This is a genomic window from Bacillus sp. LJBS17 (assembly GCF_019334685.1).
In the GTDB taxonomy this organism is placed as follows: domain Bacteria; phylum Bacillota; class Bacilli; order Bacillales; family Bacillaceae; genus Bacillus; species Bacillus subtilis.
The window spans coordinates 1815374-1831883 of record NZ_CP079759.1 but is presented as its reverse complement, the minus strand read 5'-3'; the positions used below and the strand labels follow the sequence as shown (position 1 = coordinate 1831883).

The 16510-nt window shown below is 46.1% G+C and carries 1 protein-coding gene; it reads right to left on the bottom strand.

The window, feature by feature from the left end; translation table 11 throughout:
- Nucleotides 1-3 precede the first annotated feature (3 nt).
- Nucleotides 4-16470 (bottom strand): non-ribosomal peptide synthetase, encoded by a 16467-nt coding sequence (locus KXZ66_RS09165; RefSeq protein WP_219144970.1) that lies wholly within the window; start codon nucleotides 16468-16470, stop codon nucleotides 4-6.
- Nucleotides 16471-16510 lie beyond the last annotated feature (40 nt).

Below are 16510 nucleotides of genomic sequence, written 5' to 3'. Positions count from 1 at the left end.
CTCCTATAACAGTTGTTGAATCTTTGTGCTGTCACCCGGATGATAGCTTCGCAGCTTTTGAATGGCGGAGCCGTGAGTTTCCGGGTACACTTCAATCGTTTCTTCTGCCTGTTCCGCTTCATCATTCGTTTCGTTTGCCATTTTCATCATTACTAGCTGCTTCAGCGGTCCCCCGAGCAGCAATTCCAAAGCTTCCATTGCTTCAGGGGCTTCAATTGAGCCTATGCCTGCCTGAGACATTCTCTTCTGGTAATCCTGTGATGAAACAACACCAATGCTTCCCCAATAACTCCAATTCATCACGGCTACTGTACAAGGCCATACGTGAGATAGCCGCTGTGCAAAAGCATCCTTAAAACTGCAGCCCGCAGCGTAATTGCTTTGTCCGGAAGCTCTTGCAAACGATTGTACGGAAGAGAAAAACAAAACAAAATCCAGTGGTTCATGCCGGAAAACTTGAGCCATTCGCACGCTTACATCAACCTTTGCAGCAAGAACGTTTCTGAAACATTCCTCACTCATATTCATCAGGCTTCGGTCTTGTAAGACAATCGCAGAATGGATGATGCCGTTGATTTCTCGATGCGTTTGTTTCATTGTTTCATACGCTCGTTCTAATTCCTCTCGGTTAGCCGCATCAGCTTGAATGTAATACGGAGCTGGCCCTAGACGCGCAAGTCTGTCCAGCTTGCTTTGAATGGCTGCATCCTTTTTCCTTCTGCCAATCCAAACGATCTGCGCCCGATATGTTCTGATCATATATTCACTCCACGCCTCACCAATACCGCCAGCTCCGCCTATGACAACATAAACACCTCCGTGCTTATACTTCGTGTGCACCGGTTGATTGTTGTGTACTGGAATTAGACGAAGCTTATGCCAAATCTTGTTTCGATAGGCCCACGTATTCCCTTCTTGATCGGCAGGCAAGGAAAGGAGTTGAGATAACGGCAGGTCTTCGTATTTTTTAACATCGATCAGCTTTGTCTGCCAATTTGGATATTCTTTTGACATTGAACCGATCAGGCCGTGCACCCCGGCATCGACCGGGTCGACAATATCATGCTGATCAACATATTGTGTATTCACCGTCACGACCGTCCAGCTTATCTCCTTCTGTCCATAGCCTAAAGAAAGCATTGCCTTAATGAGCCTATACATTTGAATGACGCCTTGATCTTGGGCTTCAATCATTTCATCGCCGACTTCGCACTCTGTCACACGAGAAGGAGACATCCACACGATGTGGTCAAACGATCCGAGTGCTTCAAGCTGGCCTGTAATTCTATGAATTGATGCGTTCGGCTCAATGTACAGCTCCTTGGCAAACGGAAACTCCCTTTGAACAGCTTTTCTGCTGTTGTCATCCCCTCCGAGGATGACAACACGCTCATCAGCAGGCGAAATGCTCCTCTTCTCCAGCTGCACTCGATCCCATATCGGCGCCATAAGAAGCGCTCCGTTAAGAGTTGCTTTGGAGTTTCCTAGTGATGTCGGCCCGTCTGGCGGTTGTATGCCTTCTTCCAGCAGCCTTGAGGTAATCCCCTTGATTCTTACACACACTCGGCCTTGTTCATCACACAAATCAATATCCAGTCTCTGTATTTTGTCCTCATTAGGACGAGATGTCACAGACACCCACATTTTATTTGTACACGGGCTGAATATTTCTAGCTCTTGCAGTGCAAAAGGCAGAGAAAGCTGCTCGTCACCGGAATTCAGCTTTAGCCCGATCGACGCTTGTAAAGCAGAGTCGGCCATACTTGGATGAAGAACGAATTCATTCAGTGTGTGAGTTACACCAGCAGGCAGAGAAAGCTCTGCCAAGGCTTGATTGCGGCCGATGTAAAGCCGATCTATCCCTTGAAAACCAGGTCCGTAGTCAATGCCGATCGCCTTAAACAATTCATAACACTGGTCGTGTGAGAGTGTGCTTAAACTGCATTGGTCTTGAAGCGCGCTGATATCCTGGACTGGAATGTCTCCTGCCCCGCGGATTGAAGCACTGCCTTGACAATGTATCTTTCGATCATTGTGTGCAGCCTCTGTATAGACGTTAAAAGCAATCTCGCCGTCCTGCTGGGGATTTAGACTGATATCCACTTGCACAGGCTGGCCGTCCGCCACAATCGGCTGCACCCACACAACATTTTTGATGTGAATAACAGATTGTTGATCTTCGGTTCTTCTCACTGCTCTTGTAACGGCAGCATGAACCATCTCAAGATATGCCACGCCCGGCATAACCGGTTTCCCCTTCACCTTATGATCGGCGAAAAAGAACTCAGCACCTGTAAAGGCCGAGCTGAAACGCTGCTCTGACAAATCAGATGTGTTGACATGTATCAATGGATGCAAAGCTGCTGATTCGACTGTTTTTAAAGCTGTTTGATGGGCGGCTGCCTCCTCTTTCGTATCCGTTATCCAGTAGCGTTCTTTCGCAAATGGATAGGTAGGGAGGCTGATGCGTTTCGGCTGTTTGCCGTCATACAGTTTACTCCAGCCTATTTCCATGCCTTTTACCCATAAATCAAGCAGTCTTTCATATATGTGAGGCTCCCAGCTATTGTTGAGCGTTTTCTGTACTTCGTCATCTGATCTCAATGTTTGTGCGATACCTTTTTCTGCTCTGCCTCTGTACATGTACTTCGCATTGGTGCCCCCTTCTATAAAGAGGTTCAGTTTTTCCAGCAAGTCCCCAGTCGAGACAGCGATGATCCCTAATCTCTCCTCCATTGCATCACGCCCCTCTTGGAGTGTATAAGCAATATCAGTGAGGTCACGAGCAGTGATAGATCGCTTGCTGATAAAGTCTGCTAATTGCCGGGCTTGGTCTTTCAGACGATCTTCATCCTTTGCCGACAAAATAAAGATGCCCGGGTGCTGCGCTGTCACAGCTGGTGCTGTTGCAGGATGGGTTGTTTCTTTCGGAATATATTCCTCAATGACCACGTGGGCATTGACGCCGCCTATCCCGAACGAACTGATGCCTGCGCGGCGCGGCAGCTCTCGGCCGGCTTCATCCCGAAGCGCCTGCCACTCTCTCGATTCCTGCACAATATAAAACGGGCTGTCATCCAGTCTGATATATGGATTAACAGTTTCACTGTACAGACTTTTGACAAGCGTTTTATGCTTGAGCTGCAATAACACTTTAATGACACCCGCCACACCGGCCGCCAGCGATAAGTGACCGATGTTTGTTTTCGCTGATCCAAGTCCGCAATGGCTGCCATGAACAGCCGGGTCCCCCGTTTTTTCATACAGCTCTTTAAATGCCGCTTTTAAGCCGTTGATTTCTACTGGATCGCCCAGCTCGGTTCCAGTCCCATGCGCTTCAATATAAGTTACGGTTCTTGGATCAATTCCCGCTTTTTCATATGCTGTTTTTACGACATCCGCCTGAGCTTTCGGATTAGGAGTCGTTAGAGAATTTGCGCGGCCACCGTGGTTTACCGCACTTCCTTTAATGACACCGTAAATATGATCACCGTCTCGTTCAGCCGCTGTCAGCTTTTTCAGAAAGAGAATGCCGGCACCTTCACTGACTGCGAATCCATCGGCTTTGTCAGAAAATGTTTTGCATCTTCCTTCTTTGCTCAGCGCCCCGGCCTTATCATAGGCGATATGGCCTTGCGGAGTTACGACCGTGTTGACCCCTCCCGCAATCGCCATTTCACAGTTTCCATTTTCAATGGCGCAAACCGCATGATGAATGGCGACCAAAGAGCTTGAGCACGCAGTGTCGATCGGTTCACTCGGTCCATGAATGTTCAGGAAATAACTGACTCTATTCGGTCCTGCAGAAGGACTCATATTCGCAGCCGCTGAGCCTTCGATGTCTACATTTGACAGAAGTGAACTGTACCCTGTGTTTCCTGTCCCGATGAAGATGCCCGTTTTGGTTCCTGCCAGGCTTCTCGCTGAGTGTCCCGCTTCTTCTACCGCCTTCCACGCATAGGTCATTAACAGGCGCTGCTGAGGCTCCATCTGCTCAGCCTCCAGCGGAGATATGCCGAAGAACAATGGATCAAAGTCAGCTACTTCATCAATAAAACCGCCCCATTTGACGTTTGTTTTATTCGCTTCTTTCAGAGGGTCTCCGTAATACTCCTGCCAATCCCAGCGATCTTTTGGAACCTCTGTAATACAATCTGCGCCCGATGACAGGTTCTTCCAATATTCCTCAACGTCTTTTGCCTTTGGGAAAACGCCGCTCATCCCCACAATCGCAATAGGCTCAGGCTTGTGATCAGCTTCCTTTTGCATTGGTGTTGCCGAAGGTTTTACAAAGCGGTTTTCGGTCGAAAACATCATATTTTTTATATTCTGTTCGACAGGCTGCATCAGCACCTCAGCTTTGGCAGGCGTTTGAGCTGTAAAAGCATTTGGATATTCTTCTGACAGATACCCTGCAAATGCATAAACAGTTGCGTGCTCAAAGAAGATCGTAGGCGTAAGATCCAGCTTGTACTTCTCATTCAGTGTATTTGCGAATTCAGTTAACGTAATCGAATCAAATCCATATTGATTAAACTCCATGTCCGGGTCAATCTCTTCAGGTTTGATTTTGAGCAATTGAGAGATTGTTTGCTTTAAAACTTCTTGAATGTGATCGAACATATTCCCTTGATCCATTCTTGCTTCAGATGTCACGGGTACTTGCACTGTTTTCATTGGCACTTCATCAGAAGACGGCTTTTGAGTCAGCTTTTCCCTCATCATGTCTTTGATTCCTTCCATGACGATGACTTGATCTTTGCCAAATGCCAAAGCTTTATACAGCGCTTGAATGCCGGTCTCGGTCCGCATTGGAGTCACACCTGTGTTTTTCAACGTCATGTTTTCAATTTCTTTATTCGCGCGCATGCCGCCTTCTTTCCAGAGCGGCCAATTGATTGACAACGTTTGTCCGTGCCTGTACATGGCGGTTACAAGCGCATTCCGATAAGCAGCATAACTGTCCATAAATGCATTAGCCATTGCATAATCGGCCTGTCCCGCGCTGCCGGCAACACTTGATATTGAAGAAAAGAGGATAAAGAAATCTAACGCAAGATGCTCGGTTGCCTCATCCACATTCACAAGCCCTTTCACCTTAGGAGCGAGAACTTGTGTCAGCTCTTCATTGGTTTTGCTCATAAGATAGTTATCTTTAATCAGCCCAGCGCTGTGAATGACACCATTCAAGTCTTCGTAATCAGACGTAATGCTTGTGATAAGCTCGGAGGCTGCTTCCGTTTGTGTCACGTCAATCTGCCTGTATTCTGCGCGAGCCCCTAATTGCTGAAGTTCGTTAAGCTCCGCCTGCTGATCCGCATTCAACGCGGATCTGCCTGTCAAAATGAGCACAGGCTGTTCGGCTTGGCGAGCAATCTCTTTTGCAAAAATAAACCCAAGTCCTCCTGCGCCACCCGTGATGAGGTATACACCTTTATCTCTCCACGGCATGCTTATTTCCCGATCATCTATTTGCATTTCATCCAGATCATTGATGTACCGTTTGCCTTTTTCATATTTGATGTGCTGATCTTCTGTGTGCCTTTTATTCTCTTTCAGTTTTTCTATCACACTTTCAATATTTTCATGTGAATCGATTTCAATCGTCTGGCCGATTAGTTTTTTATTCTCCATACCGGCGGTTTTAAGGAGCGCCGATAGCCCTGAGAATGAGTACTGCTTTCTTTGTGCAGAGGTAAGCAACTGGATCAGAACATTGCCCTGAGGTCTGCTTTTGAGAAGACCCTGGACCGTCTCAAGCGCTTGTTCGGCATAATCTTGGAACCTCTCTGCAAGTCCTTCGCGGAATGACTCCAAAACGATGCATTCCGCTCCTGTCATTCTTGATTCAATGCGATCTTTTGAGAGGCCATTCATGTCGCAAAGCATGACAATGTGCCGTTCGTAATGAGGCTCCGGACTTTCTTTTTTAAAATCCTTAGGCACCCATTTTTCTTCAAACATCAGGGTTTCCAGCGTTTGATCAGATTCCGCCGATCCAGAGCCGCCTTCCGCTGCTCTGAAAGATAATCCTTTCATCCGTACGCAAACATTGCCGCTCTCATCTAAAACATCAATATCGCGCTTTTGCACCTTATCAGTTGCCTTGCTGCCTTGGCTGTATCTTGCGTAGACCCACATTTCTGACGAACATGCTCCGAAGACTTCAAGCTCCTGGACCGCAAAAGGCAGTGTCAGCTGGTTATCCCCGGCGCCTGTCAAAATGCTTGACGCCTGCAAAGCAGAATCCATCAGCCCAGGGTGCATTTTGTATTGGCTGAGCGTATCTGCAGCTGACGGATGCAATGACAATTTTGCCAAAACAAATTGTTCAGCTGTATAGATTTTTTTCACTCCGCGATAAGCAGGACCATATTCAAATCCAATCATTCGATAGGTGTCGTATACTTCGTTTACGCTGAAATGACTTTCCTGACACTGCTCCCGCATAGATTGCAAATCAACCGCCGGCAGACTTTCAGCAGGATTCAATACCGCGCTGCCTTGACTGTAGACGATTGACTGTTCGCCAGTAACGTCTGAATGACCATAGATTTCATAAGAGATCTCACCATTTTCTCCCGGTAAAAGCCTAATGTGTACTTGCTGTGGCTGATCCTCTACAACAATAGGCCGCACCCACACCGCATTCTTTAGCTTCATGGTGCACGGTACACCTTCTACCTCTGCGGCCTGCTCAACAGCTGCCCGCGCCAATTCAAGATGAGCCACTCCCGGCAAAATCCGTTGGCCTTTCACAACATGATCAGCAAGGAAAAACTCTTCTCCCGTATAAATAGAGCTAAACCTTTGTTCCGAGAGATTCGATGTGTTTTGATGCATTAATGGATGCAGCATGGCTCCGCCAAGGCGGGAGGCTGCTTGATTAGCATCAGTGCTGCTGCTTTTTTTAATATGATCAGAGATCCAATAACGGTCTTTTGCGAAAGGATACGTCGGCAAGCTGATGCGCTTTGGCAGATTCTCGCCATACAATTTCGTCCAGTCTACATCAAGCCCCTTTACCCATAATTCAAGCAATTTTGCATACTTTCCCCGTTCCATCCATTTCTCGATGGCTTCTTGAATCTCTTCGTCCTTTGTCAGCATTTGGAGTGTGCCTTTATCAATCCTGCCTTTAAATACATCCTCCACACCGCTTTTGCCTGCTGCAAAGTCTTTTAACTTTTGCTGTACATCCTCAATGGAACCGGAAATAATCCCGAGACGTTCTTCCATCGCATCCCGTCCGGCTTGCAGTGTATAAGCGATTCGGGCGAGATTTACGTCACTATATGTTTGCTTATCAAGCGCATCTGCCAGCTGCTGTGCATGTTCTTTTAGCCGCGCTTCATTTTTAGCCGATAAAACGAAGATACCCGGATGTTCCGGCGTGATGGATGGTATATTCTCATCGGATGCTTCCGGAATATATTCCTCGATAATCACGTGGGCGTTTACCCCGCCGATTCCAAATGAACTGACACCTGCCCGTCGAGGAAGCTCTTCTCCCCGTTCATTTTTCAGCGCTTTCCATTCTTCCGTTTCCCGTACGATATAGAACGGACTGTTTTTCAGCTGAATGTATGGATTCACGTTTTCGCAATGCAGACTTTTCACTAAGGTTTTATGCTTAAGCTGCAATAATATTTTAATAACTCCTGCTGCACCGGCTGCCAGCGATAAGTGGCCGATGTTTGTCTTTACAGACCCTAATCCGCAGTAAGGATTGGCTGATGTGTCTCCTTCATTTACATCTAATGCTTTAAAAGCTGATTTCAAACCGTTAATTTCAACCGGGTCTCCAAGCTCCGTCCCGGTTCCGTGGGCTTCAATGTAGGTCACGGTTTTCGGATCGATTCCCGCTTTTTGATATGCCGACTGAATAACATCTGCCTGCGCCTTCGGATTGGGAGTCGTTAAAGAGGCTGCACGGCCGCCGTGATTGATTGCACTGCCTTTTATGACTCCGTAAATGTGGTCTCCCGCTTCTTCAGCCGCTTTTAATTTTTTCAGGAACAGTATGCCGGCACCTTCCCCATGTGCAAAACCATCGGCTTGATCTGAAAACGTCTTGCATTTTCCTTCTTTGCTCAGTGCTCCCGCCTTATCAAAGCTGATATACACCTCAGGAAGGATAATCGTATTTACACCGCCGGCTAATGCCATGTCACAAGTGCCTTCCTCAATTGAAGAGATGGCATGGTGGATCGCCACTAGTGAACTTGAGCACGCTGTATCAATCGGTTCGCTCGGCCCGTGCAGATTAAGGAAATAACTGACCCGGTTCGGACCGACCGATGGGCTCGTATTGGCTGCCGCTGATCCTTCTATTGCCGAATTCGCTTTAGATAGAAGAGAGCTGTATCCTGTATTTCCCGTTCCGATGAAGACGCCGGTCTTTGTGCCTGACAACCTTTTCGCCGAATATCCTGCATCTTCGATCGCTTTCCAGGCGTAAGTCAGCAGTAAGCGCTGCTGAGGTTCCATTTGTTCAGCTTCACGCGGGGAAATGCCAAAGAATAATGGATCAAAATCTGCAATACCATCAATAAAACCGCCCCATTTCACGTTCGTTTTATTGACTTCCTTCGCCGGATCACCTTCATATTCACGCCAATCCCAGCGATCTTTCGGGATTTCCGTCATGCAGTCTTTGCCCTCTTTTAAGATGTTCCAGTACGCCTCAACATCTTTCGCCATAGGGAAAATCCCGCTTATGCCCACAATGGCAATTGGCTCAGGCCCAGCATCGCTCTGTATGGCGTTTGGCAGCATGACTTGCTGCTTTCTGCGTCTTTTAGCTTTGGCACGCATGGCTTGTTCCTGTTTCGCAGCAGGCTGAAGCTGAGCCGATGCAGCGCGCACAGCAAATGTCTTCGCAAATACCGATTGATATTCTTCTGACAAATGCTTGCCAAACGCATGAATCGTCGGGTGGTCAAAAAATACGGTTGGCGTCAGCTCTAACTGATAGGCGCGATTGATATGGTTGGTGAATTCAGTCATGGAGATAGAATCAAAACCATACACCGTCATCTCAGCATGATCATCAATCGTTTCAAGCTTGACCTTTAACAGCTTAGCGATCTCTCTCTTTAACATCGCCTTTACTTTATCCAGCAAACTGTCTGTATCAATGCTATTTATTTGTTCAGTCATGTGTTCTGCTTCCTTCTTTTCCATAGGTGCTGAGGCGTTTTTGGCCAGCATGTTTAGTTTTATTTTCTGCACATCGCCTTCGATCACCATTACTTGGTTTGCCTCTGAATGAAGTGCTTGATATAATGCCTGAATTCCTTTTTCCGCCCTCATAGGAACAATGCCGGCCAGTTGCACAAGCCTTTTCTCAGTTTCTTGATCGACCTGCATGCCTCCATCTCTCCATAAAGGCCAGTTTACAGAAAGCGTCTTCCCATGCCGCTGGCTGAGGCCGGCAAGCCTATTTCGATAGCCTGCATACATATCCATAAATACATTGGCTGCCGCATAGTCAGACTGGCCAATGCTCCCTAAACTTCCTGAAAGAGATGAAAAGAGAACAAAGAAGTCTAAAGGCAAATCCTTGCTCGCTTCGTCTAGATAAACAAGCCCTTTTACTTTAGGCGCCAGTACATCGTGCAGATCTTTTGCCTGTTTATTAACCAGGTAGCTGTCCTTGATGATTCCGGCACTATGAAGAATACCGTTCAGACGGCCATATCTTTTTTGAATGTCGTCAATGAGCTGATAGACTTCAATTTTATTGGTAACATCTGTTTGCCGGTAGGTGATGTCAGCCCCCTTGCTATGAAGCTCTTCCAGCTTTTTGCTTTTGCTTTCGCTAAGAAGTGAGCGGCCTGCCAGAATGACTGTCGCATTTTTCGTTTGTTCCGCAATTTCCTTTGCAAAAATATGACCTAGTCCGCCGGCACCTCCTGTAATGAGATAAACGCCATTGTCTTTCCACGGTTTGCTGCCGTCTCCTTTTGCCTGTTTGATTTCACGCCAATCAGCAATATACCGTGTCCCGTTTTGATATTTGACATATGAATCGCTGCTCATTTGATTTTCTAACAGTTTGCCAGCAATGCTTTCTCCACTTTCTTCACTGCTGACTTCAATCATTTGGCCGGTTAGTTTGGCATTTTCCTGACAAGCTGTTTTCAGCAGTCCTGTCAACCCTGAAAACAATTGCTGTTCTCCCTCTGCAGAGGTTACGATCTGAACGAGAATGCCGTCCTTCGGTTTCGTACGAATGATCTCTTTTACCTTTTTAAACACTTGTTCTGTATAAGAATGGAAACGCCCATCTACTGAAGAAGGCCTTGCTTCCAGGCTGTATACATGGACATCCTCGATGGCTGCTTCAATCTGTTCTCTCGTCACATGATCATATTCACATAGGAACACGAGATGCTCTGCATATTTTTTTGCTGCCGCGCCTTCAGCTGCCTTTTGTTCTTGCCAAACGGGCTGAAGCAATAAAGTTTCAGCGTTGATTTTTGATGGTTCGGTTTGTATATCTGCCTCCATCACTCTCGTCGAAAATCCTTTCAGCCGCACGCAGATCATGCCATGCTCATCACATAGGTGAATATCGACTTTCTGTATCAAATCTCCTGGTTTGTTTTTCGAGTTGAATTGAACATAAACCCACATGTCAGAAACGCACTGACGAAAGACCTCAAGTTCCTCCAGGGCAAATGGCAGTGCTGCCTTAAAGTCTTCAGTGTCTGAAAGTTCCGCTCTGACGACATTTTGCAAATATTCAGCCGCCTGTAACGCCCCGTCCATTACACTTGGATGAAGAACATAATCGCCCAACGTATGTGCAACAGATTCTGGCAGTGATAATTTGGCAAGCAGCTGGCCGTCGCCTTTATATACGGCCTCTACACTCTTGTAACCTGGACCGTAATCGGCGCCGATCATCCCTTCATAAAACGAGGCAGCATCCATTCTGCTTTGATCACATTGTTTCTTGATCTTAGAAAGATCCAGTGCTTTTTCTCGCTTTAACTGAATCAATTCCGCTATACCTTGGTTATATACAACTGGTTCTGCATCAGCGGATTCCGGCTCACCATACATCCGATAAGCAATGTGTCCGCCATCTTCATCGTAAAGTCCGATATTTACCTGAACCGGCTCACTTCCTGCTACAACCGGGCGAATCCACACGACATTTTTCAGCCTGATTCCAGTTTCATGATCCTCCAATCCGCCAATTCCTTGTTCTATAGCGGCTCTTGCCATTTCAAGCGTGACCGCCGCCGGCAAAATCGCCATGCCTTTAATGATATGCTCGGCAATAAAATACTCTTGTCCTGTGAAAATAGAGCTGAAACGCTGCTCTGACAGAACCGATGTATTATGGTGCACCAAAGGATGCAAACGAGATGGTTCAATTGTTGTGATAGCGCCGGTGCTGCTTTCAGGCCAGTATCGTTCTTTGGCAAAAGGGTATGTCGGCAAGCTGATGCGGCGTGGCTTTGTATTTGGATAGAGCCTGCGCCATTCAACGTGAAAGCCATTTGCCCACATCTCGGCAAGCTTTCTCAATTCTTCTTTTGATATCCGTGATGAAGCCATATCATCTGCTTCAGCATTTCCAAGCAGCTGTTCAGCGGATGTCATTCTCGTTTTTTCTCCTTGGATACAGCCTTCTGCGAGCGGCTTTCCAGTCACAAAAGCTTCCAGCTGATGTTTCCACTCTTCCAGATCGTTCACTATAAAAACGATCCTGTTATCCATTGCTTCACGGCCGACTTGGAAGGTATATGCAATATCTCTTAAAGAGAAATGCCTTTGCTCGTCTTGACTGATATAGGACAGCATTTCCTTCGCGTATACTTGGAGCCGTTCACTATTTTTTGCTGATATAGGAATGATGTAAGGCTGATTGCCTTCGTTTTCGGTACCTGCATCAGAAATGTTTTCATATTGCTCAAATATTGCATGGGCGTTAGTTCCGCCAAGGCCGAATGAGCTCAGAGCCGCCCGATGGACACCTGCGTGTTTCTCTAACGATTTTCGTTCACGGACAACATAAAAAGGAGAGCTTTCAAACTTTATATCCGGATTCGGCTCCGTACAGTTGATGGTCGGTGCAAGTTCATTATGGTATAAACTCATCGCAACTTTAATGCATCCGGCTAACCCCGCAGCTGTATCCAAATGGCCAATATTCGTTTTCACTGAACCAATTCCGCAAAATTGTGTTTTGTCGGTGTATTGCTTGTACACTTTATTTAGAGCAGACATTTCAATAGGATCGCCTAATTTCGTTCCCGTACCGTGTGCTTCAATATAACTGACCGTTTCAGGATGGATCTTGGTTGTATCCAATACATGCTGTATCACTTCTGTTTGGCCTTTTACACTAGGCGCATAGAAGCCGGCCTTCTCTGCCCCATCATTATTGATGCCTATTCCGCGCATAATGGCATAAATATGGTCTCCGTCTTTTACGGCATCCACAGCTTTTTTCAGCAGGATGACTGCTACGCCTTCACCTCCGGCCATTCCGTCAGCCGAAGCATCGAACGCCTTTACATGCCCGTCGCTTGAAAAATTCAACCCGTTTTGGTGCACGTAGCCGATCGCTGATTGTGCGTGCAATGTTGCGCCTCCGACAAGCGCATATTGTGATTCGCCCGATGTCAGGCTTTTGTATGCTTGATATAAACCGACTAGTGATGAAGAACAGTTAGAATGAACAAAATAGCTTGGCCCTTTTAATCCGAGCTTATGTGAGATCATTGTGGGAATGGTTCCGCTTTGGGCTAAAACCCATGAGACATAGCCATCCGGTGATTCATGTCCTTCTGTTGTCTCCTTCGGCAATAACGTTCTATATGAATTGCTGCTTGCAGACATATATACACTTGTTGCCGGAATCTCCTTAGCCACATATCCTGCATCTTCAATCGCTTTCCAGGAGTGCAGCAATAAGAGGCGGAGCTGAGGGTCCATATACTCAGCATCTTTTGGCGAAATTTGAAAGAAACCGGGATCGAATAAGTCTTTCCCTTCGATCACAGATTGCACCGGCACATAGTCAGGATGCTGTATCAATTCTTCGGGAACTCCATTTGCGCGAAGCTCTTCTTCAGAAAAGAATCGTATGCTTTCTTTGCCTTCTTTGATGTGGTTCCAGAAGTCATGATGATTTTTCGCACCCGGGAACTGGCAAGATATCCCCACAATCGCAACACTGTCGTCAAAATAAGGAGGAATCTTCTGTTCTAGGTGTTTTCTATCTTTTTTGATATCATAATGATCTACATTTTGTGTCCCGGCTAGATCTGAGTTTTTCATCTCCAAAATGTATTCACTGATTGCACGGATCGTGGAATACTCAAACAGCTCAGTAACATGAAACTCACAATCGAATTCTTTTTTGATTCGTTCAGCCACAGCTACAGCCAGAAGCGAATCGCCGCCCGCATCGAAAAATCCGTCTTCCGGCCCAAATCCGCTGACCTTGAGCGTTTCCTCCCAAATGCGCAACACCTGATCCTCTATTTCCGTTAATTGCAAGTGATTTGGTTTCCTTCTGTTGAACACGATCTCGCGTTTTTCTAATTCTTTACGGTTCACTTTTCCGCTGGGCGATAATGGAAGCTCATCTAAGCGGATAAAGTGTGAAGGTATCATATATTCGGGCAGACTCGATTTTAGATGAAGGCGCAGATCTTTTGGATTGGCAGAGGCATGTCCGCTTTCCTCTGTATAATAAGCAGCGAGCTGTTGATGGCCCTCCAGCTGCTTCACCACTACCGCCTGATCTAAAATGCCCGGAAATTCACTCAGCTTTGTTTCTATTGCGCCCAGCTCTACGCGAAAACCGCGTATTTTGACTTGGCTGTCAATCCGTCCCAAGTATTCTATGTTGCCGTCAGGAAGCCACCTTGCTGAATCACCCGATTGATATAGCTTCGTCCCTGATTCAAAGGGATTATCAATAAATTTTTCAGCCGTAAGCCCCGGCTTTTTAAAGTAGCCTCTTGCTAAGCCGGCTCCAGCGATGCAAAGCTCACCAGGCTTTCCGATCGGGACAGGCTTCAAATGCTGGTCCACAATGTAAATTTTCGTGTTGGAGACAGGCTTTCCAATCGGTGTATGGTGACTCGCGATATCTCCTTTTCCGCATCCGAAATACGCAGCGTAAATGGAGGCTTCCGTCGGTCCGTATATATTTTCAACACGGCAGTTTGTAAAGAGTGATACCGCCTTTTTCACTAATTCTTTAGGGAAGGCTTCACCTGCAACCATCATATACTTCAGCGGACCATCCTCTGTGAATCGCTTGTTGTCTTTCGCTATTTCTAAAAAAACATGCAGCATGGCCGGCACAAAATTAATGTGAGTCACTTTATATGTTTCAATATAATCCATGCAAAGCTGCGGTGATTTCTCCCCATTAGGCGGAAGAATCACTAGACGGCCGTCTCCAATAAACCATCCGAATAATTCTGAGATCGATACATCAAACACATAGTTCGTCTTCAATAAATATGCATCCTCAGCCGTTACAGGATAGTGAGATTCAAGAAAATTCAGGGTATTCATAATGCTCCGATGCTCTACCATAACCCCTTTAGGCTCTCCAGTGCTTCCCGATGTATAAATAATATAAGCGAGGTGTTCCGGTTTTACTTCCCGCTTTAAACCGCTGCTTTGCTGGTCTGTATAACCGTTTCGGCAAGCTAACTCGATATTGATCGCTTTTACATGGCTGCCAGTTAATCCGATGATCCTATCATGAACGTTAGGTTGGGTGAGGACAATGGATGCCTGACTGTCTTTGAGCATGTACTCTAATCGTTCTTGCGGAAAACTTGGATCTAACGGCACATACGCTCCGCCAGCTTTCAGTATTCCTAAAATTCCGATGATCATATCAAACGAACGCTCTGCACAAATGCCAACGGGCTGTTCAGGTCCAACACCCTGATGTTGAAGGTAGACTGCCACAGATGTGCTTTTTTCATCTACTTCTTTATATGTAAGTGATCTGTCTTCAAACATCACAGCAACCGCATCGGGGGTTTGTTTCGCTTTTTCCTCAAACACCTCATGTATACACTTGTCATTTGCGATGTTTGTCCCTGTCGCATTCCATTGTTCCAGCAAACTAGTTTGTTCTTGATTTAATTGCAAAGAGTAGGCTTCAAGCGGCAAAGACGGGTCCTCCATCATGTGCTGCGCGAGCTTCATATAGTTCTCCATCATGCTTTCAATGGAGGACAGTTCATACAAATCAGGGTTGTACAGAAGATGAAGCACTGTTTCATTTTCTTGCTCATATATTTCGAGCGCCAGCTCAAATTCACCCTCTTGCCGAATGTCTTCAATATATTCGATGCCAAGCGTTTGATACGGTTCGAGCACTTTTTGCAAGCCTGTTGCCTGAAAAAAGTTTTGGTACAGAAAAGCTGTTTGAAAAACCGGAGAATCCGCGGCAGAGCGGTCTACATTCAGCTCTCTTACCAATGCAGGGAACGGAAACGCCGCATGATCCAGGCCGTCAGCCACTGTCAGCTGCAGTTCCCGAATAAATGCTGTTAATGGCTGAGATCCGATATTCTTGCTCCGAACAGCCATCATATTGATAAAATAACCGATTAGGGTTTCAAATCTGTCTTCTTGCCGACCCATTGTCGGAACGCCAACAATGATATCCTTTTGTTTTGTATAATGATGCAGCAGTACTTTGTAAATGGAGAGAAACACAACCGATTCATTCACATGATTGGTGCGGGCAAACGATTTAATTTGATTTTTCAGGTGATGAGGGAGCAAGCTTTTATAAGCTTGCCCCTTGAATTTTCGTACTGAAGACCGCGGACGGTCAGCAGGCAAATCAAGAACTGGCAGACTCCCAGACAACTGTTCTTTCCAGTAAGAGAGATGCTCTTCCCCTTCTCTGCCAGTCAGCATCCGTTTTTCCCAATCGACAAAATCGTAATAATCAGCTGTTGATGGCTGCTGCAAGGGTTCAATCCCATTCAGCAATTGTTGATACGCTTCGAATAGCGCCGATATCAATGTCAGCATCGACACACCATCAAATATGATATGGTGAATTATTATAAGAACAATGCATTCTTCTAACCGATGAAAAAGGTGTGTGCGCCATAACGGACCAGCTTCCAACTGGAAAGGTTCTTTTGCTTTTTCTTTTAGAAAAGGAAAGATATCTGCTGATTTCATTGCTGATATATCCTCTTCCACAAAATAAAGATCCTTTGATAACTGAACCGATTGAAATGGAATGCCATTCTCTTCTTGAATCACACTGGTTAAAACCGGATATTGTCTCTGTACAAACAGAAGGGCTTTCTTGAACGTCTCTGCATGTATTGGTTTGCTGAAGCGAAAGCATAAAGGAATGTTATATGCACTCATCCCAGGAGACATTTTTTGAAGCATCCACAGCCCTTTTTGCCCTTCTGAAAGCGGGCTTTTCAACTGCCGCTTCATGCCTTTAAGATGTTCTTCCACCTCAGAAATGGTTAATTCT